At 71.0% G+C, this 19,832-nt stretch carries 15 protein-coding genes; 8 read left to right on the top strand and 7 right to left on the bottom strand.

Annotated features, from left to right (window positions below; translation table 11 throughout):
* Positions 1 to 22: 22 nt before the first annotated feature.
* A complete protein-coding gene (locus tag IEY79_RS01510) occupies positions 23 to 1,423 on the bottom strand; it encodes a glycoside hydrolase family 16 protein (RefSeq protein WP_189105618.1) in 1,401 nt (466 codons plus the stop codon).
* Positions 1,424 to 1,663: 240 nt separating this feature from the next.
* Positions 1,664 to 2,011: a DUF6415 family natural product biosynthesis protein gene (locus tag IEY79_RS01505; protein WP_189105378.1), complete on the bottom strand. Its 348-nt coding sequence runs from the start codon at positions 2,009 to 2,011 to the stop codon at positions 1,664 to 1,666.
* A 108-nt stretch (positions 2,012 to 2,119) separates the two neighbouring features.
* Between IEY79_RS01505 and IEY79_RS01500 the strand changes: the two genes are divergently transcribed.
* The 6 genes from IEY79_RS01500 (at position 2,120) to IEY79_RS01475 (ending at position 7,398) form a co-directional block, all read left to right on the top strand.
* Entirely contained in the window at positions 2,120 to 2,920 is an 801-nt protein-coding gene (locus IEY79_RS01500; protein ID WP_189105377.1) for a maleylpyruvate isomerase N-terminal domain-containing protein, read from the top strand.
* A 156-nt stretch (positions 2,921 to 3,076) separates the two neighbouring features.
* A complete protein-coding gene (locus IEY79_RS01495) occupies positions 3,077 to 3,502 on the top strand; it encodes a MerR family transcriptional regulator (protein WP_189105376.1) in 426 nt (141 codons plus the stop codon).
* Positions 3,499 to 3,831 carry a thioredoxin gene (trxA, locus tag IEY79_RS01490; protein WP_189105375.1) on the top strand — a complete coding sequence of 111 codons (333 nt, stop codon included), beginning with the start codon at positions 3,499 to 3,501 and terminating at the stop codon, positions 3,829 to 3,831. The genes IEY79_RS01495 and trxA overlap by 4 nt, the downstream gene beginning before the upstream one ends.
* Before the next feature lie 163 nt (positions 3,832 to 3,994).
* Entirely contained in the window at positions 3,995 to 6,301 is a 2,307-nt protein-coding gene (locus tag IEY79_RS01485; RefSeq protein ID WP_373292435.1) for a HelD family protein, read from the top strand.
* A gap of 48 nt (positions 6,302 to 6,349) precedes the next feature.
* Positions 6,350 to 6,532 (top strand): hypothetical protein, encoded by a 183-nt coding sequence (locus tag IEY79_RS01480; protein WP_189105374.1) that lies wholly within the window; start codon positions 6,350 to 6,352, stop codon positions 6,530 to 6,532.
* A gap of 110 nt (positions 6,533 to 6,642) precedes the next feature.
* Complete coding sequence (locus IEY79_RS01475) at positions 6,643 to 7,398, top strand: SDR family NAD(P)-dependent oxidoreductase (protein ID WP_189105373.1); 756 nt, start codon at positions 6,643 to 6,645, stop codon at positions 7,396 to 7,398.
* Here IEY79_RS01475 and glgB read toward each other — a convergent pair.
* The 5 genes from glgB to IEY79_RS01450 form a co-directional block, all read right to left on the bottom strand.
* Positions 7,307 to 9,844, bottom strand: coding sequence for a 1,4-alpha-glucan branching enzyme (gene glgB / locus IEY79_RS01470; RefSeq protein ID WP_373292434.1), 2,538 nt, complete (start codon positions 9,842 to 9,844; stop codon positions 7,307 to 7,309). The two genes, IEY79_RS01475 and glgB, sit on opposite strands and share 92 nt — an antisense overlap.
* A 98-nt stretch (positions 9,845 to 9,942) precedes the next feature.
* Positions 9,943 to 11,430: a maltokinase N-terminal cap-like domain-containing protein gene (locus tag IEY79_RS01465; protein WP_189105372.1), complete on the bottom strand. Its 1,488-nt coding sequence runs from the start codon at positions 11,428 to 11,430 to the stop codon at positions 9,943 to 9,945.
* A gap of 224 nt (positions 11,431 to 11,654) precedes the next feature.
* Complete coding sequence (gene treS / locus IEY79_RS01460; RefSeq protein ID WP_189105371.1) at positions 11,655 to 13,379, bottom strand: maltose alpha-D-glucosyltransferase; 1,725 nt, start codon at positions 13,377 to 13,379, stop codon at positions 11,655 to 11,657.
* Positions 13,379 to 15,364, bottom strand: a complete 1,986-nt coding sequence (locus IEY79_RS01455; protein ID WP_189105370.1) for an alpha-1,4-glucan--maltose-1-phosphate maltosyltransferase — start codon at positions 15,362 to 15,364, stop codon at positions 13,379 to 13,381. The genes treS and IEY79_RS01455 overlap by 1 nt, the downstream gene beginning before the upstream one ends.
* Before the next feature lie 403 nt (positions 15,365 to 15,767).
* Entirely contained in the window at positions 15,768 to 16,685 is a 918-nt protein-coding gene (locus IEY79_RS01450) for an SDR family oxidoreductase (protein WP_189105369.1), read from the bottom strand.
* Positions 16,686 to 16,804: 119 nt separating this feature from the next.
* Here IEY79_RS01450 and IEY79_RS01445 point away from each other — a divergent pair, with 119 nt between their 5' ends.
* Positions 16,805 to 17,770 carry an AraC family transcriptional regulator gene (locus tag IEY79_RS01445; protein WP_229700556.1) on the top strand — a complete coding sequence of 322 codons (966 nt, stop codon included), beginning with the start codon at positions 16,805 to 16,807 and terminating at the stop codon, positions 17,768 to 17,770.
* A gap of 197 nt (positions 17,771 to 17,967) precedes the next feature.
* Positions 17,968 to 19,443 (top strand): 4-hydroxyphenylacetate 3-hydroxylase family protein, encoded by a 1,476-nt coding sequence (locus IEY79_RS01440; protein WP_189105368.1) that lies wholly within the window; start codon positions 17,968 to 17,970, stop codon positions 19,441 to 19,443.
* Positions 19,444 to 19,832: the final 389 nt, after the last annotated feature.

Genomic DNA, 19,832 nt, shown 5'->3' with positions numbered 1-19,832 from the left:
GAGCGGCTGGTGCCGCCCTCGGTCAGCCGTACGGGATGCGGACCACCGACTGGTTGCCGATGCCCAGCGTGCTGGCCCCGTTGCCGATGGCGTTCCAGACCTCGATCCGCACCTTGCCGTTGACCAGGTCACCGTGCGAACCGGTCGACGCCTTCAGGCCCCTGGCCTGTGTGTAGTGCTCGAAGCCGGACACCGGGTCCGTCGCGAAGTAGAGATAGGTCTCCGTACGGTCCCAGGCGCCGTCGCCGGTACGGTCGTAACTCACCCTCACCTGCTGGCCGTTGCCCACCGCCGTACCGGCGTCGACGAGGAGATCGAACTGGGTCGCCCCGCCGTTGTAGGCGCGGGTGATCCCGCCGGAGGTGAAGACCTGCGGGTTGGTCGGTGTGCCGTCCCGGTTGGCGCCGCCCGCCGAGGTCAGGGTGGCGTTCGCGCCGGACCCCGCCGCGTCACCGAGGCCGCCGCCGGTGCGGGCGTAGAGCTGCGAGGAGCCGGAGGGCGGATCGGTCGGCGGATCCGTCGGGCCGGAGCCGCCACGGGTCCAGACGCCGACGTAGTCGACCAGCATCGGCCGCCCCGGCACGGTGGCCGGTGTCGGCGTGGGTCCGCCGAGCGCGTCGGGGAACGCGCCGCCGATCGCGACGTTGAGCAGGATGAAGTACCCCGCGTGCTCGGTCATGTTGGCCCACGTCGTCGCGTCCAGCTGGTTCTGGGTGACCGTGTGGTAGAGCTGGTCGTCCACGTACCAGCGCAGCGCGTTGGGCGAGCTGGAGCGGTCCCACTCGAAGCGGTAGGTGTGGAAGGCGGACTGGCAACTCGCGCCGGGGCAGGGGCGGTTGGCGCCGAGTCCGGTGGTCTCGTTGCAGGGGCCGCCCGGGTTGACGCCGCAGTGCAGCACCGCCCACACGGAGTTGATCCCGTTGACGTTCTCCATGATGTCGAACTCGCCGATGGCGGGCCAGTTCCAGTAGTTGCCCCGGTAGGGCGCGCCGAGCGCCCAGAAGGCGGGCCAGTAACCGGCCGCGGCGGCGCCGGTCACGTTCGGCATCTGAATCCGGCCCTCGATACGCAGGGTGCCGCCGGCCGGCGCCTTGAAGTCGGCGCGCTTCGTCTCGACGCGTGCGGACGTCCAGTTGCCCGCGCCGTCCCTGAGCGGGGTGATCTTCAGGTTCCCGTTGCCGTCGAGGCTCAGATTCTGGGCGTTGGCGGTGTAGTTCTGGATCTCGCCGGTGCCCCAGTTGCCCGGACCACCGGGATAACCGTGTCCGGTGTCGATCTGCCAGTTGGCGGCGGACGGCGGCGCGCCGTTCCCGCCGTTGAAGTCGTCGCTCCACTGGAGATTCCAGCCGGGAGCGGGCGGTACGTCGCCCCGCGCGGTGCCGGCACTCGTCAGGCCGACGAATCCGGCGACGGCGACGGTCATCGCCAGGAAGGCGGCGAGGAGCGGGGTGCGGGGTGCGCGGCGTCTGCGGGGCGAGCGGGGTGTGTCTCCGGTGCGGCTCGTTCTCAAGGAACACCTCCGGTGCGGATGGTGCCGAGATATGTCCGGCTGATTCTGCGAGGCGTTGAGAGCGTGGACTGAGAGCGCTCTCACCACTGTTGTCTAGATGAACCCCGAGGGCCCGTCAATGACCCCGGCGCGTTGAATTCCTGAAGCGTCGGGTCAGCGCTCGTCGCGTCGCCGACGGGCGTAGAGCGCGGCGACGGAGTGGGTGACGGTGGCGAGCGTGCGCATGTACTCGTAGGCGTGCAGCGGTGGTGTGCCGGCGTCCGGCCGCCCGTGCCGGTCGAGCAGCCGGTACGCGATCCGGTGCAGGTCCCGGACGGGCGCGGGGTCCGTGTCGCCGAGATCCTCCAGCAGCAACAGGCCCAACTGCCCGAGGAGTTGACCCGTCGTCGCGTCCACCCAGGACCTCTCCGGGAGATCCGGTCCGGGAGCGAGCGCCTGCTCGACGGTGCGGGAGATGGTCACGAGGTCGACGGGCAGCGCCACGTCTCCGGTCTCGTTCATCGGGGCCTCCCGTCTGTGGGGAGTGGTACGGCTCCGAGGCCATCCTCACTCAACTCGCCGCGCCGCGAGTGGCGGCCGGAGAAGTCAACGGCGGACTACGCTGCCGCCATGAGCGTGCTGAGCTACGACCGTCACCGCGCCGAACTCGCCACGCAGACAGCCCTGTTGCGGTCCCGCGTCGCGGGCGCGGACCTGACGGTCCCCGTACCCACCTGCCCCGGCTGGACACTCGGCCAACTGCTGCGCCACGTCGGCGGTACCCACCACTGGGCCCAGACGGTCGTACGCACCCGGGCCACCGCCCCCGTACCCGAAGACCTGGTCAACGACGTCTCCGGGTACGCCGACCCCGACCCCCGCGCGATGGACGCGTGGGTCGCCGAGGGTGCGGCGGGCCTCACCGACGCGCTGCGCGCGGCCGGCCCGGCGGAGCGGGTGTGGACGCCGGGGCCGGGCGGGACGACGGCGTTCTGGGCGCGCCGCATGCTCTTCGAGGCGGTGGTCCACCGCGCGGACGCGACGTGGGCGGTCGGGGCGGAGTTCACGGTCGGGGACGACGTGGCGATCGACGGCATCGACGAGTGGATGGGCTTCGGCACCGTCCCGGAGGTCGTCGAGCCCCACCCCGGAGTCCCCCCACTGCTGGGCCCCGGCCGCACCCTGCACCTCCGCGGGCCCGGCACGGCGCCGGGCTGGCTGGTCGACCTCACGGGGGACAAGGTCCTCTGCCGGCGCACGGCCGGCCCGCCCCCCGAGAACACGACGGTCACGGTCCGCGCCCCCCTCCCGGACCTCCTCCTTCTCCTCTACGCCCGGCGCCCCGAGAAGCCGGCGCCTGCCGAGATCACCGGCGACGCCCGCCTGCTGGACCTGTGGGTGGAACGGTCAGGATTCTGGCTCCGCGAATGACCTCACCCCCGCCCAGGCGCGGCCCCGACCCGCTCGCGCAGCGCGACGGCTGGGGGAGCACGACGGAGGCCGGGCGGTCCCACCGGTTCGTGGCCTCCGGTACGGGCCGTCGGTGGCCGTTGCCTTGACGTCCGCGTCAAGGATTACCGTCGGGACATGCGCATCGGCGAGCTGGCGGAGCGGGCGGGGACCAGTACCCGCGCTCTGCGTTACTACGAGTCCCGCGGGCTGCTGCCCGCACGGCGTGCGGGGAACGGCTACCGCACGTACGACGAGGACGATCTGCGGCTGATCCAGCAGATCCGGACCCTGCAGGACTTCGGGTTCGATCTGGAGGAGACGCGGCCGTTCGTCGAGTGTCTGCGGGCCGGGCATCCGGCCGGGGACTCCTGTCCCGCCTCGCTCGATGTGTACCGCGGCAAGCTCGCCGAGCTGGACGAGCTGATCGGGCGGCTCGGTTCGATACGCGCCCAGGTCGGCGAACAACTCGCGCAGGCCGAGGCGGCCGTCCGGGCCGCCGGGCCGCCGGAGCCGCTGTGTGAACTCACCAGCCACCAGCCTCACGAGGGAGAAGACACATGATCCAGGCCGAGGGCGTCGACGTGGTGACGGACGAGAGCTTCGAACGCGAGGTGCTGAACGCCGGTCTTCCCGTGCTGGTGGAGTTCACCGCGGACTGGTGCCCGCCGTGCCGCCAGCTCGCGCCGGTGCTCAGCGCCGTGGCCCGGGAGGAGGCCGCGCGGCTCAAGGTGGTCCAGCTGGACGTGGACACGAACCCGGAGACGATGAATCGGTACGGCGTCCTCGCGATGCCGACCCTGCTGGTGTTCCGCGCCGGCGAGCCGGTGAAGTCGATGGTCGGCGCCCGCCCCAAGCGCCGGCTGCTCCAGGAGCTGGAGGACATCCTCTAGGGCGCCGCCGGCCCCCGACGCCGCGCACAAAAATACCCCGGCACCGAATTGACGGCCGGGGTATTGCTCTGCGTATATTGGGTGTTTCGACTTTCCTGCTTCTTCGTCTTCAAGGAAAGCCGAAATCAACTTACCGGGCAAAGCGTATCGGACAGGGGCTGAATTGTCAACCGAGGAATTGCAGAGCGAACAGCAATTCGTCTCGCTCCTCCATGAGCGTCTCGATGCGCTCAGGGCGCACGCCGAAGCCGCCGTGCACACGTCGATCAGGCAGGTCAGCACCGGTCGGCAGGCCATGGTGGAGCGGGACATCCGGGTCTTTGAGCACTCCACCACCGTCACCACACTGAATGCCGTGGAGACCGGACTCTGTTTCGGCCGTATCGATCTCATGGACGGCGTCACCCATCACATCGGGCGCATCGGAATGCGGCTGGACGACGTCGAACGCACCCCGCTGCTCATCGACTGGCGCGCTCCCGTGGCCCGTCCTTTCTATCTCGCCACCGGTTATTCGACGATGGGTCTGCGCCGCCGCCGGCACATCACCACCGTGGGCCGGCGGGTCACCGCGCTCCACGACGAGATCATGGACCTGAGCGACACCACCCGCACCGGGTACGAGGACCCGGACGGCGACGCCGTGCTGCTCGCCGCGCTCGACTCGGCCCGTACCGGGCGCATGACCGACATCGTGCGGACCATCCAGGCCGAGCAGGACCGCATCATCCGCGCCCCGCACCGGGGCGTCCTCGTCGTCGAAGGCGGGCCCGGGACCGGGAAGACCGCCGTCGCGCTGCACCGCGCCGCGTATCTGCTGTACGCGCACCGCGAGCAACTGGCCCGGCGTGCCGTGCTGATCGTCGGGCCCAACCCCGCCTTCCTCGGGTACATCGGCGAGGTGCTGCCCTCCCTCGGCGAGACCGGGGTGCTGCTGGCCACGACCGGTGAACTCTTCCCCGGCGTACGCGCGACCGCGACCGACACCCCGGCGGCCGCCGCGGTGAAGGGCCGCGCCGGGATGGCGGACGCGCTGGCCGGCGCGCTGCGCGACCGGCAGCGGGTGCCCGATCCGCACATCGAGATCGAGCACGACGACGGAACGCTGTACCTGGACCGGGCGATGGCGGAGGACGCGCGCGCCGGCGCCCGCAACGCCGGCCTCCCGCACAATCTCGCCCGGCCCCACTTCGCCTTCTCCGTCATCGACTCGCTCACCGAGCAGCTCACCGAGCGCCTCGGGGCCGACCCGTACGGCGGCCCGAACCTCCTCGACGCCACCGACATCGCGCAGTTGGGCAAGGCGATCGCCATCAGTCCGGCGGTGCAGGCGGCCATCGACGAGCTGTGGCCCACCCTCACCCCGCAGGGCCTCGTCGCCGACTACCTCGCCGAACCCACCCATCTGCCCGACGGCGACGGGGAGTTGATCAGACGTCGGGTCAGCGGTCCGGACGACTGGACGCCCGCCGACGTCCCCCTCCTGGACGAGGCCGCGGAGCTGCTCGGCGAGGACGACACCGCCGCGCGCGCCGCCGCCGAGGCCGAGCGGCGCGAGCGGATCGCGTACGCGCAGGGGGTGCTGGAGCTGAGTTACGGCTCCCGTACCTACGAGTTCGAGGACAAGGACGAGGAGGAGTCGGAGGTACTGCTCGCGCACGACCTCATCGACGCCGAGCGTCTCGCCGAGCGCCAGGAGGAGACCGACACGCGCAGCGCCGCCGAGCGCGCGGCCGCCGACCGCACCTGGGCCTTCGGCCACATCGTGGTGGACGAGGCGCAGGAACTGTCCGCGATGGCCTGGCGGCTGCTGATGCGGCGCTGCCCGGCCCGCTCCATGACACTGGTCGGCGACCCGGCGCAGACCGGCGACGTGGCCGGCTGCGACTCCTGGCAGCAGATCCTGCGGCCGTACGTCGGTGAGAGCTGGGAGCATGTACGGCTCGGCGTCAACTACCGTACGCCCGCGGAGATCATGGCCGTCGCCGCCGGGGTCAGACGGCTGGAGGACCCGTCCTTCGAGCCGCCGAGCTCGGTCCGCTCGACGGGGGTGGGGCCCTGGGTGCGCGAGGTGAAGCCGGACGATCTCGTGCGTACGGCCGCCGCGAGCGCTGTCGAACACGCCGCCTCGCACGCGGCGGAACACGGTGGCGAAGGGCGGCTCGCGGTGATCGCCCCCGGCGCGCTGCTGCCCGCTCTCGCGGCGGAACTCCCCGACTCCTCCTGGGGAGTCGAGCCCGACCTCACCCGGCCGGTGGTACTGCTCGATCCCCGGCAGGCGAAGGGGCTGGAGTTCGACACGGTGATCGTCGTCGATCCGGAGGCCGTCCTTGACGGTTCGCCGCGCGGCACCAACGACCTGTACGTGGCGCTGACCCGTGCGACGCAGCGGCTCGGCATCGTAAGGAATGTCACCGTCCCGCCCCGGCTCGCCTACGAGAGCGCCACCGGAGGGCCGACCCGGTCGTGAACCTCGCCCCCGGACAGGCACGGTCGTCATGTCCACAACGGGGGAGACATGCGTCGTACGGGAGGCCGCAGGAGACGCGGGCGGGGCGGGCGGGGCGTACGCGGACGCGTCCCCGCCGCGGTGGCGGGGACGCTCGCCGTGGCGGCGACGCTCGTGGCACTCGTGCTGTCCGCGCGGTCCGTGCCGGGGTGCGACAACGTCCCGGCCGTCCGGCTGAGTTCACACTGCTGAGGGATGTCCCGGCCGCGACGTCACGCCCTTGACCTTCATACCGGTGTGAAGCCTTAGCTTCTCGTCCGTCCGGCGGCGCGGGCCGTCGGCGGGAGCGAAAAGAGGCAGCGGTGTCCGGAGCGGTGATCATCGGGGCGGGGCCGGGCATCGGTCGGGCGGTGGCCCGGCGGTTCGCCCGCGAAGGGCTGTCCCTCGGGCTTCTCGCGCGGCGCGAGGAGACGCTGCGCGCGGCGGCCGACGCGGTCACGGACAGCGGCGTACGGGTTCTCACCCAGGCCGCCGACAGCACGGACGAGACCGCCCTGCGTGCGGCCCTCGACAGGACGGCCGAAGAACTCGGCCCGCCGGACGTCGTCGTCTACAACGCGGCGCTCATCCGCGCCGACGCGCCCGGAGAGCTCTCCCTCCGCGACCAGTTCGACGCCTGGGCGGTCAACGTCGGGGGCGCGCTCACGGCCGCCGCCCACGTCGCGCCCCGGATGGCGCGACGCGGCGGCGGCACGTTCCTGATCACCGGGGGCATGCCCGAGCCGAAGCCGGAGTACGTGAGCCTCTCGCTCGGCAAGGCGGGCGTACGGACGCTGGTCACCCTGCTCGACCGGACGTACGGCACAGCCGGCGTACATGTCGCGAGCGTCACCGTCCACGGTCCCGTCGCCCCCGGCACGGACTTCGACCCGGACGACATCGCGGCGCACTACTGGCGGCTGCACACCCAGCCGCGCGCCGACTGGGAGCACGAGACCCACCACACCGGCCGCACCGGACGGGTCCCTAGACCGGCTTCAGCCACAGCGTCGCCAGCGGCGGCAGCGTCAGCCGGACGCTCGCCGGGCGGCCGTGCGCCGGGACCGCCTCCGGTTTGAGGGCGTCCAGGTTGAACACGTCCCCGCCGCCGTAGCGCCCCGCGTCGGTGTTGATGACCTCCGTCCAGCCCGAGATCCCCTCCGGGACGCCGATGCGGTACTCATGCCGCACCACCGGCGAGAAGTTGGAGACCGCGAGCAGTGGCGCGCCCTCCGCGTCGAAGCGCAGGAACGCGAACACGTTGTCCTCCCCGGCGTCCCCCTCCACCCAGGAGAAGCCCTCCGGGACGGTGTCCCGCTGCCAGAGCGCCGGGGTCCGGCCGTAGACCGCGTTCAGGTCGCGCACCAGGTCCCGTACGCCCCGGTGGTCGGCCTCCGCCGTGTACGACGGGTCCAGCAGCCACCAGTCCGGGCCGTGGCCCTCCGACCACTCGGCGCCCTGGGCGAACTCCTGTCCCATGAAGAGGAGTTGCTTGCCCGGGTGCGCCCACATGTAGCCGAGGTAGGCCCGGTGGTTGGCCCGCTGCTGCCACCAGTCGCCGGGCATCTTGGAGACCAGCGACCGCTTGCCGTGGACCACTTCGTCGTGCGAGATCGGCAGGACGTAGTTCTCGCTGTACGCGTAGACCATCGAGAAGGTCATCTCGCCGTGGTGGTACTTGCGGTGCACCGGCTCCTTGGAGACGTAGTCCAGGGAGTCGTGCATCCAGCCCATGTTCCACTTCAGTCCGAAGCCGAGACCGCCGAAGCCGCCGGGCCCGGCATGGTGCGTGGCGCGGGTGACGCCGTCCCACGCCGTGGACTCCTCGGCGATCGTGACGACACCGGGGCAGCGGCGGTAGACGGTCGCGTTCATCTCCTGGAGGAAGGCGACCGCGTCCAGATTCTCCCGGCCGCCGTACTCGTTCGGTGTCCACTCCCCGGCCTCGCGCGAGTAGTCCAGGTAGAGCATGGAGGCCACCGCGTCGACCCGCAGGCCGTCGATGTGGAACTCCTCGCACCAGTACACGGCGTTGGCGACAAGGAAGTTGCGCACCTCGGTACGGCCGAAGTCGAACTCCAGCGTGCCCCAGTCGGGATGCTCCGCGCGCGAGGGGTCCGAGTGCTCGTACAGCGGCCTGCCGTCGAACTGGGCCAGCGCCCACTCGTCCTTCGGGAAGTGTGCCGGCACCCAGTCCACGATCACACCGATGCCCGCGCGGTGCAGCGCGTCGACCAGGAAGCGGAAGTCGTCCGGCGTGCCCATCCGGGAGGTCGGGGCGTAGAAGCCGGTGACCTGATAACCCCAGGAACCGCCGAAGGGATGCTCGGCGACCGGCATCAGCTCGACATGCGTGAAGCCGAGATCCTTGACGTACGCGGGGAGCTGGAGGGCGAGTTGACGGTACGTCAATCCTGGCCGCCAGGAGGCGAGATGGACCTCGTACACGGAGAACGGCGCCTCGTGCATGGGCACTTCGCCCCGGTGCGCCATCCATTCCTCGTCGTGCCACACATGGTGTGCCTCGGTGACGATCGACGCGGTCGACGGCGGCACCTCGGTGCGGCGGGCCATCGGGTCGGCGCGCAGCGTGTGCGAGCCGTCGGGCCGGGTGATGTCGAACTTGTAGAGCGCGCCCTCGCCGACGCCGGGCACGAACAGCTCCCAGACGCCGGTCGAGCCGAGCGAGCGCATCGGGAAGACCGTGCCGTCCCAGTAGTTGAAGTCACCGGAGATCCGCACGCCCCGCGCGTTCGGCGCCCAGACGGTGAAGCGGGTGCCCGTGACGCCCTCGTGCACCATCGGCTGGGCGCCGAGCGCCCGCCACAGCTCCTCGTGCCTGCCCTCGCCGATGAGATGCAGATCGAGATCGCCGAGGGTGGGCAGGAAGCGGTACGGATCCCGCACCTCCACCTCGTCGGTCTCGTCGGCCGTCGCCCCGTACCTCACCAGCAGCGAGTACTCGGGGACCTTGCGCCACGGCAGCACGCCGGAGAAGAAACCGTCACCGTCGTCGTGCAGTTGGGCCCGCAGGTCCTTGGCGACGACGGTCACGGCCCTCGCGTACGGCCGCAGGGCGCGGACGACGACGCCGGCCTTGCCGGGGCGGGCGCCGAGCACGGCGTGCGGGTCGTGGTGCGAGCCGTCGAGCAGCCGGTGCCGGTCGGAGTCCGCGAGCGGCGGCGCGGGCCGTACGACATGACCGCCGGCCTCCCTGGCCGGCTCCGGGTGTGTACCGGCGTCCTCGGCCGGATTGGCCGGATTGGCCGACTTGGCGGACCTGGCCGGCTTCGGCGCCTTCCCGGACTTGCCCGCCTTCTCGGCCTTGCCGGACTTTCCTGCCTTCCCTTCCTTCGCGGCCTTTGCCTCCTTCCCTTCCTTCGCGGCGGACGCGGCGGACGCGGCGGACGCGGCGGACGCGGTGGGCGCCGCGCGTTCGGCCTCGTCGGCGGGGGCCGGGACGCCGTTGGCGGGGAGCGGGGGCTGCGGCTCTGACGGGTTCTCGGACGGCGGGCGGGCGGTCACGGGGGCTGCCTCCTCGGCGGGGACGACGGGGTCTCGGGGGCCGGTGGGCCGACGGATCGGCCCACCGGCTTCGGTGTCGGACGTGTCGGCGGTGGGTCTCAGGGCTGGTGGCCGGCCAGGCGGTGGATCGCCGCCATCGGGACGGGCAGCCAGTCGGGACGGTTCCTGGCCTCGTACAGCACCTCGTACACCGCCTTGTCCGTCTCGTACGCCCGCAGCAGCGCGGCGTCCTCGCGCGGGTCACTGCCCGTCGCCTCGCCGTAGCCGTCGCAGTACGCCGACCGGCAGCGCTCCGCCCAGTCGGGGTGCCACGGCTCGTGGGAGCGGGCGGCGTAGTCGAACGAGCGGAGCATGCCCGCCACGTCGCGCACCGCGGGCTGCGGGCGGCGGCGTTCGGTGAGGGGCCGGGCGGGCTCCCCCTCGAAGTCGATCAGGGACCACTCGCCGTCCGGTGTCCGCAGTGTCTGGCCGAGATGCAGATCGCCGTGCACGCGCTGCGCCCGCGTGACCGGGCCGCCCCCGGCGGCCTCACCGCTCCCGTGTGCGCCCTGCCCATGCCCGTTCCCGGACCGGGTGAGCGCGTCGAAGGCGGTACGGAGCCCGGTGACGTACGGCATCAGCGCGGGCACCGCCTGTGCGGTGGCGTCGAGCCGGGCGGACATGGCGTCGGCCAGATTCGCCGTCTGCCGCGGTCCCAGCGACACCGTGGGCAGCGCGGCGGCGAGCGCGAGATGCACCTCGGCGGTGGCACGTCCCAGCGCGCGCGCCTCGCCGGTGAAGGCGTCGCCGTCCGCCAGCGCGCGCAGCGCCAGCTGCCAGCCGTCCTCGGAGTCCTTGAGGAACGGCTGGAGCACGCCCAGTGTCAGCGGCTCCTGCCCGGCCCCGCCGTCCACGGCCTGGAACCAGGCGACGGGTGAGGGCACCCGCCGGGACCCCTGGCGGGCGAGGGCGAGCGGCAGTTCCAGATCGGGGTTGGCGCCGGGGAAGACCCGGCGGAGGATCTTGAGGATGTACTCCTCGCCGTACACGAGCGAGGAGTTCGACTGCTCGGCGCCGAGCAGTCGCGGCACGAGCCCGGCCGGGATCTCGACCGACCGGTCGAAGCGCAGTGGCCCCAGGGCGCCGGGGGAGCGCAGCCGCTCCAGCAGCAGATCGGCGAGGCGCGGGTCGTGCAGCGCCTCGTAGACGACCCGGCCGGCCAGCGGCCCGGTGTCGACGACGCCGATGCGGGCGGCGGCGAGTTCGGGCGGCAGGGCGGACCGTACGCCCAGCAGCAGTTGGTAGCAGTCGTCGGTGGGAGGGACGGGGACGGGCGGCGCGTCCAGGTCGGGGGTGGCGCGCTGTTCGACGCGCACCAGCAGATGGAGCAGGCCGGGTGTGGGGCCCGAGCCGGCCGGGGGCATCAGCTCGGTGGCGGCGACCGCCGAGAAGCCGGTGATGGGCCGGCCCTTGCCGGCGAACCAGCGCTGTCGTGGCAGCCACTCGTGGAGCAGCGGGGTGAGCGAGTCGACCAGTCTCCCGGCTCCGGCGGGCGGGAGCGCCGCGCCGGGGCCTGGTGAGCTCCGGGCGGATGCAGCCTTCGACATGGCATCGCGTCCTTTCCCCGGGCACACCACAGGATGCGCAGAGTGTCCCGGATTGCGGCAACGGAGTCCGGCTGTGCGGGACGTGTCGGGTGAGGATGGCCCGTACGGACCGATAGTCCGCCCGGCGTGGAAGGACTCTCGTACGGACCACTCGATGTCGTGGATGGTGCCCCGTGCGGGGCGGCGGTAACCGACCGCCCCGCACTTGTTCTTCCCGGCGCCCGTCAGGCCGCCGTGGGGTCCTGCCTGAGCCGGAACCAGTAGAAGCCGTGACCTGCCAGCGTCAGCAGATAGGGCCAGTCGCCGATCGCCGGGAAGCGCACCCCGCCGATCAGCTCCACCGGGTTGCGCCCGCTGAACGCCTGCAGATCAAGCTCCGTGGGCTGTGCGAAGCGTGAGAAGTTGTGCACGCAGAGCACCAGGTCGTCGCCGTTGCCGTCCTGCGACGGTGCCTCGCGCAGGAACGCGAGCACCGCCGGATTCGTCGACGGCAGTTCCGTGTACGAGCCGAGCCCGAAGGCCGGGTTCTGCTTACGGATCTCGATCATGCGGCGCGTCCAGTGCAGCAGCGACGACGGCGACGCCATCGCGGCCTCGACGTTGGTGACCTGGTAGCCGTAGACCGGGTCCATGATCGTCGGCAGATAGAGCCGGCCGGGATCGCAGGACGAGAAGCCCGCGTTCCGGTCGGGGGTCCACTGCATCGGGGTGCGTACGGCGTCGCGGTCGCCGAGCCAGATGTTGTCGCCCATCCCGATCTCGTCCCCGTAGTAGAGGATCGGGGAGCCGGGCAGCGACAGCAGCAGAGCGGTGAACAGCTCGATCTGGTTGCGGTCGTTGTCCAGCAGCGAGGCAAGCCGGCGCCGGATGCCGATGTTGGCGCGCATCCGTGGATCCTTGGCGTACTCCGCGTACATGTAGTCGCGTTCTTCGTCCGTGACCATTTCGAGCGTCAACTCGTCGTGGTTGCGCAGGAAGATGCCCCACTGGCAGCCGGTCGGGATCGCCGGGGTCTTGGAGAGGATCTCCGAGACCGGGTAGCGGGACTCGCGCCGTACCGCCATGAAGATCCGCGGCATCACCGGGAAATGGAACGCCATGTGGCACTCGTCGCCGCCCTTGGCGTAGTCGCCGAAGTAGTCGACGACGTCCTCCGGCCACTGGTTGGCCTCGGCGAGCAGCACGGTGTCCGGGTAGTGCGTGTCGATGATCTCGCGGACCTCGCGCAGCAGGGCGTGGGTGGCCGGCAGGTTCTCGCAGTCGGTGCCCTCCTCCTGGTAGAGGTACGGCACGGCGTCGAGCCGGAAGCCGTCGATGCCCAGGTCCAGCCAGAAGCGCAGCGCCGAGACGATCTCCTCGCGGACCGCCGGGTTCTCGTAGTTGAGGTCCGGCTGGTGCGAGAAGAAGCGGTGCCAGTAGTACTGCTTGCGGACCGGGTCGAAGGTCCAGTTGGACGTCTCGGTGTCGACGAAGATGATCCGCGCTTCCGGGAACTGCTTGTCGTCGTCGGCCCAGACGTAGTAGTCGCCGTACGGTCCGTCGGGGTCCTTGCGGGACTCCTGGAACCAGTCGTGCTGGTCGCTGGTGTGATTCATGACGAAGTCGATGATCACGCGCATGCCACGCTGGTGGGCGGCGTCCACGAACTCCACGAAGTCGGCGAGGTCGCCGAACTCGGGCAGTACAGCTGTGTAGTCGGAGACGTCGTAACCGCCGTCGCGCAGCGGTGACTTGAAGAACGGCGGCAGCCAGAGACAGTCGACACCGAGCCACTGGAGATAGTCCAGTTTGGCGGTGATGCCCTTGAGGTCTCCGACGCCGTCGCCGTTGCTGTCCTGGAACGAGCGCACCAGGACTTCGTAGAAGACGGCTCTCTTGAACCAGTCGGGGTCACGGTCCTTCGCGGGAGTGTCCTCGAACTTGTCGTGGACAGGCTCATTGATGATCATTATGTGGGTGACCCTCCGATCGGCGGGGACGGTCGCAGAACGACGATGTGCGCGGGTGTCACACCCGGCTCCAGGCGCACGTAGTTGGCCCTGCCCCAGTGGTAGATCTCTCCGGTGAGCTCGTCGCGCACCGGGGCGGTCTCGTGCCAGTCGAGGCCGAGCCGCGGCATGTCCAACGAGACCGTTGCCTCCTGGGTGTGGTGAGGGTCGAGGTTCACGACGATCAGCACGACGTCCGGGCCCGAGCGCTTGCTGTACGCGATGACCGCGTCGTTGTCGGCATGGTGGAAGTGGATGTCACGCAGCTGCTGCAGCGCCGGGTGCCGGCGCCTGATCCGGTTGAGCGCGGTGATGAGCGGGGCGATGGTGCGCCCCTCCCGCTCCGCCGATTCCCAGTTCCGGGGGCGCAGCTCGTACTTCTCCGAATGCAGATACTCCTCGCTCCCGGGCTTGGCCGGGGCGTTCTCCATGAGTTCATACCCTGCGTAGACGCCCCAGGACGGCACCATCGTCGCGGCGAGTACCGCGCGTACCTCGAATGCCGGACGGCCGCCCTCCTGAAGATAGGCGTGCAGGATGTCCGGCGTGTTGACGAAGAAGTTCGGGCGCATGTACGAGGCCGAGTCGCCCGAAAGGTCTGTCAGATAGTCCGTCAGCTCCTGCTTGGTGTTACGCCAGGTGAAGTACGTGTACGACTGCTGGAACCCGATCATGCCGAGCGTGTGCATCATGGCCGGCCGGGTGAACGCCTCGGCCAGGAAGATCACATCGGGGTCCGTGGAGTTGATGTCGGCGATCACCCGCTCCCAGAAGACCACCGGCTTCGTGTGCGGATTGTCGACGCGGAAGATCCGGACGCCGTGGTCCATCCAGTGCCGCAGCACCCGCAGCGTCTCCGCGACCAGTCCGTCCATGTCGCGGTCGAAGGCGATCGGGTAGATGTCCTGGTACTTCTTGGGCGGATTCTCGGCGTACGCGATCGTGCCGTCCGCGCGGTGGTGGAACCACTCGGGGTGTTCCTTCACCCAGGGATGGTCGGGCGAGCACTGGAGGGCGAAGTCCAGCGCGATCTCCATGCGCAGCGACGCGGCCTTCTCCACGAAGGCGTCGAAGTCCTCGATCGTGCCGAGGTCGGGGTGGATCGCGTCGTGGCCGCCGTCGGCCGAGCCGATCGCCCAGGGGACGCCCACATCGTCCGGTCCGGGGGTGAGCGTGTTGTTCGGGCCCTTGCGGTGGGTGGTGCCGATGGGGTGGACCGGCGGCAGATAGACGACGTCGAAGCCCATCGCGGCGACGGCCGGCAGCCGTTCGGCGGCCGTCCTGAAGGTGCCGCTGACCGAGGGCTCGCCCGGGGTGAGGACCGCCCCTTCGGAGCGGGGGAACAGCTCGTACCAGGAGCCGTACAGCGCTCTCTCCCGCTCCACCAGCAGTTTGACCGGCTTCGACGCGGTGACCAGCTCGCGCAGCGGGTGGCGCGACAGGGCCTCCTCGGCCTCCGGGGTGAAGGCGGCGGCGAGCCGGGCGGCGGCGGGGCGGCGCTCGTCGCGCAGTCCGTCCACGGCGGCCAGGACCGCCTCGCGGCCGTCCCGCTTGGGGACACCGGCGGCGGCCCGCTCGAAGAGCGCGGCGCCCTCGGTCAGGACGAGGTCGGTGTCGATCCCGGCGGGGATCTTGATCTCGGCGGCGTGGCGCCAGGTGGCGAGCGGATCGCTCCACGCCTCCACCTTGAAGGTCCACCGGCCTTCGGACGTCGGCGTGACGTCGGCGCCCCAGCGGTCGGTGCCGGGGGCCAGCTCGCGCATGGGGGTCCAGGGGCCGGGCCGGCCGTCCGGGCCCCGCAGAGCGACATTGGCGCCGACGGCGTCGTGGCCCTCGCGGAAGACGGTCGCGGTGACCTGGAACGTCTCTCCGCTCACCGCCTTGGCGGGGCGTTTGCCGCAGTTGACGAGAGGGCGGACGTCCAGGACAGGAATGCGACCGATCATGAAATCACCTGAGGGCTGAGCGGGCGTGGCAGGCATGGCAGGTCGAACGGATGAGACTTTTTTGCCTGAGTTTGGTGTTATTTGTAGCTGCTCGGGTGGTGACTGGCGGGTTGCGGGCATGGCCGCTCCTGTCCGCGTTCACTCCAACAGCGGTGGAATCGGGTGAAACCGGCGTGCTGCGATGCGTACTGGATGAGCCTTCCCACGAATTTCGGGTACACAATCCGCCGCCCCGTTAAGAGCTGGGCAACTCTGATGGCGTGGCCGAAACATGTCGGATAACACAGGAAGAAGGGCGCCCCGTTCTCGCGGCCGCACGGGCGGCTTCCGCGAGAACGGGGCGGGAACGGGGGCGGGCCGACCGGAGTCGGGGGCGTGCGCCGGAGCCCGGACCCGGAGGGCGTCAGCTCGCTTCCGTCGACCAGACCTGCCACGGCTGGCGCGTCACCCACTCGTCCACCGGCGCCGGCTTCACGGCGAGCGCGTCCGCCGACCGCCCGCCGTCGCCGGCCATCAGCAGCGGGTCGGTGCCCGTCGCCATGTAGTGGTAGATACCGGCGACCCCGGCAGCCGCCTCCGGGCCCGCGACCTGCGACAGGGCCTGCTCGAACACCGTCGGGGGCAGCGACAGGTAGCGCACGTCGCGGCCCAGGCCCGTGGCGAACGCGGAGGCCAGCTCGTCACCGGTCAGCGACTCGCCGCCGCCGATGTCGAACGTCTCGCCCTCCACGCCGTCCACGGTGAGCGCCGCGAAGACCGCCTCCGCGAGGTCCCGGTGGGAGATCCAGGCGGCGGAGGTGTCACCGGGCAGCGGATAGGCGAGCACTCCCTCACTGACCAGCGCCGGCCCGTTCCACGGACTGAACAGGTTGTCCAGGTAGACCGGCGGCCTCAGGACCACCAACGGCACACCGCTCGCCCGCAGTTCCTCCTCGGCGATCCGGCGTGTCTCGAAAGCGGCGACATTCGTGGACCGTTCGGGAATCCGGGTGTTGGAGTTGTAGACCAGGCGCTGGATTCCGGCCTCGCGTGCCGCGTCGGCGACATTACGGGCGTACCGCCGGACCTGCTCCGTCCCGTACACCAGCGGCATCACCACGCAGGCGTGCGTCGCGCCCCGCATCAACTGCCGTACGGCGGGGAGATCTGCCAGGTCACCGCCTACGAACGAGGTTCCGGGGAGCGGCGGCCGGTCCGCCTCGGCGGTGCGCGTGAGTGTACGCACCCGCTGTCCGCGCTCGGCCAGCAGACGGGCCACGGCACCGCCCTGGAACCCCGTCGCCCCCACTACCGCGACGCGCATCGGAATCTGATCGGACATGTGTCTGAAGGCCCTTCGATAGGGTGTGTCTGCTGTCGATGACGGCTCTTTCACAAGGCTGGCGGCGGCGGGTTCGGCCGATCAATTAACAAACCGGGGCGGGGGTTGAAGGATCGTCCATGGAACCGATGGAGCCCATCAAGACCGAAGGTGACGATCTCCTGAGCGAGCTGCTGAAGCCGCTCCGGCTCACGGGGGTCTTCGACAGTCGTTGGCACGTCAGCGCGCCGTGGGCCATCGAGGGCGACGCCGAGCAGAGCTGCGCGATCCTCCACTACATCGTCCAGGGCGGCTGCTGGGTCACCGGCGAGGGCCAGACGCCGCTGGAGCTTCGCGAGGGCGACCTCGCGGTCTTCCCCACCGGCACCGCGCACCGCATCTCCGACCGGCCCGACCGGACCGGCGGGCTGCGGCTCGGGGCCGTACTCCCCGAACGGCTGCCCGGCACCTCGGGCGAGCTGAGGATCGAGGGCGGCGGGCCGGAGAGCCGGCTGCTCTGCGCCGGACTGCACTACGACGCGAGCGCGGCCACCGGCCTGTACACGGCGCTGCCGTGGGCGCTGGTCCTCGACCGCACCCAGGTGGACAACGAACCACTGCTCCGCGACACGTTGCGGCTGCTCGCGTCGCCGCACCGGCCCGTCGAACCGGGCGACCGTCTCATCACGCTGCGCGCGTTCGAGATGGCGCTCGTCCTGGCGCTGCGGCCGCTGCTGCGGGAGATCGCCGACAATCCGTCCTCGCTGCCGGTCCTGAGCCATCCGGGGATCAGCAGGGCGATGGTGATCATCGCGACGCGGTTCGCCGAGCCGTGGACGATCGAGTCCCTGGCGCGGGAGGTCGGCATGTCCAGGTCGGCGTTCACCGCGGCCTTCCGGGAACTGGTGGGGGAGGCACCGGCACGGCATCTGACGGGCCGTCGGATGCAGGAGGCGGCGCGGCTGCTGGGGGAGACGTCGCTGCCGCAGTCGGCGGTGCCGCAGCGGGTGGGGTACCGCAGCGCGGTCGGTTTCCATCTTGCGTTTCGCAAGTGGTTCGAGAAGACGCCGGGCGAGTACCGCAGCGGTACGGTGCCCGCCGCGTAGGGGTCGCCGATGTCGCGGTCTGGCCGGTTATTAAGGACCGCTGGACGGTCGTTCATTGCTGTCGGCACTTGCGGCAGGGAAGGCTCTCGGGGAGCGGGAGCAGCGTTCCGCGCGTGCCCGGTGTGCCGGGTGCGCGAGATGTGCCGGATGTGTCGCGCGTGCCGCAAGATTCGTTTTGATCCGTATGAGGAGAAGGTGTGACCAGATCGGGTCAGGAGTATCTGGAGTCGCTGCGCGACGGCCGTTCGGTCTGGCTGGACGGCGAGCGGGTCCGGGACGTCACACGGCATCCCGCGTTCCGTAACACCGCGGGGTCGATCGCCCGCCTCTACGACCTGGCACACGACTCCGCGCATACGCCGGTGCTCACCCGGGACGGGGTGCACCGGGCGTTCGCGGTGCCGCGCGACTACGGGGACCTGGTGGCACGCCGGCAGGCGTACAAGGTCTGGGCCGAGTCGAGCTTCGGCTTCCTGGGGCGTACGCCGGACTACATGGCGGGTGGCGCCGCCGGGTTCGCGGCGGCGCCCGGGGTGTTCACCACCGAGGGCTTCGACGGCGCGGCGAACGCGCTCGCGTATCACCGGAGGCTGGCGGAGGGCGATCTGTATCCGACCTTCACCATCACCAACCCGCAGGCGGCGCCGACCCCGTTCGACGCCGCGGGCGGGACGGCGGCGGACGACCCCGTGGTGCGGGTCGTCGCCGAGAAGGACGGCGGGATCGTCGTGAGCGGCGCGAAGATGATCGGCACGGCGGCCGTCTTCGGCAACGAGGTCGTCGTCGGGACGATCGAGCCGCTCGCGCCGCGGGACGTGGACCGCGCGGTGTGCTTCTCGATACCCGTGGACACACCCGGCCTCACCTTCGTCTCCCGCGTCTCCTACGAGGGGCGGGCGCGGAGCGTCTTCGACAACCCGCTGTCGTCGCGGTTCGACGAGAACGACGCGCTGCTCGTCTGCGACGAGGTGTTCGTGCCGTGGGAGTCCGTGCTCACGTACCGGAACGTCGACGCGAGCTTCGGGATGTGGTGGCGGACACCGGCGTACGTGAACTTCGTTCACCAGGCGGCGACGCGCTTCTGGACCAAGCTCGAATTCCTCGCCGGGCTGGCGATCCTGCTGACGAGATCCAACGGCACGTACGAACTGCCGCCCGTCACCCAGGCGATCGGCCGGCTGCTGGGGAAGGTGGCCCAGGCGAAGGCGTTCGTGCTGGCCGCGGAGGCGTCATACGAGGAGGTCGACGGCGGGCGCGGCGGGGTGATGCCCGGCAAGGACATCTCGTACGCACAGCGCATCATGGCGGGCGAGCTGTACCCGGCGGCCGTCCAGGAGATCAAACTCCTCGCGGGCGGCGGGGTGATCCAACTGCCCGCGTCCGGCGAGGACTTGCTCCATCCGGAACTGGGCCCGGTGGTGGCCCGCTATCTGCGGGCGCCGGGCCAGTCGTCCGAGGAACGGATCAAACTGCTCAAACTGGCCTGGGACGCGCTGGGTTCGGAGTTCGCCTCCCGCCACGAGCAGTACGAACGCTTCTACCACGGGGCGCCGCACGTCTATCTGATGCAGCAGGCATGGGAGGGCGACACGGCGTCGTGCGAACGGCTGGCCCGGGCCTGCCTCGACGGCTACGCGCTCGGCGGTGAGCCCGAGGGACCGGACTCCCGGTGAACGGCACACGGGGAATCGAACCCCCGGAGCCGCCGCCGGGCGGCGCCCCCGGGACGGCTCCTGCCGCCCCGGGCCCCGGCTCCACCGGCCGCGCGGGCCCCGCCGAACCGGCGGACGGCCCCGGCAAGGCCGGATCGTCGGGCCGTGGCGGCTCCGCCGAAGCGGCGGGTGGCCCCGGCGAGGTCGGGGTGTCGGGTCGGGGCGGTTCGTTGTCGGCCGGTGGTCGGGCGCAGTCGCCTGGCTCTGTCGGATCCGAAGGTCCTGGCGTATCCGGCCCGGTCGGGCGTGGCGGCTCCGCCCAAGTGCCGGGTGGTCCCGGCGAGGTCGGTCCGTCGGGTCGGGGTGGTTCGTCGTCGGCCGGGGGGCAGGGGAAGTCCCTCGGGTCGCCC

Source organism: Streptomyces camponoticapitis, assembly GCF_014646115.1.
Classification (GTDB): Bacteria; Actinomycetota; Actinomycetes; order Streptomycetales; family Streptomycetaceae; genus Streptomyces; species Streptomyces camponoticapitis.
Note: the sequence above shows the minus strand (reverse complement) of the source record. Positions and strands in the feature narration are given on the sequence as shown.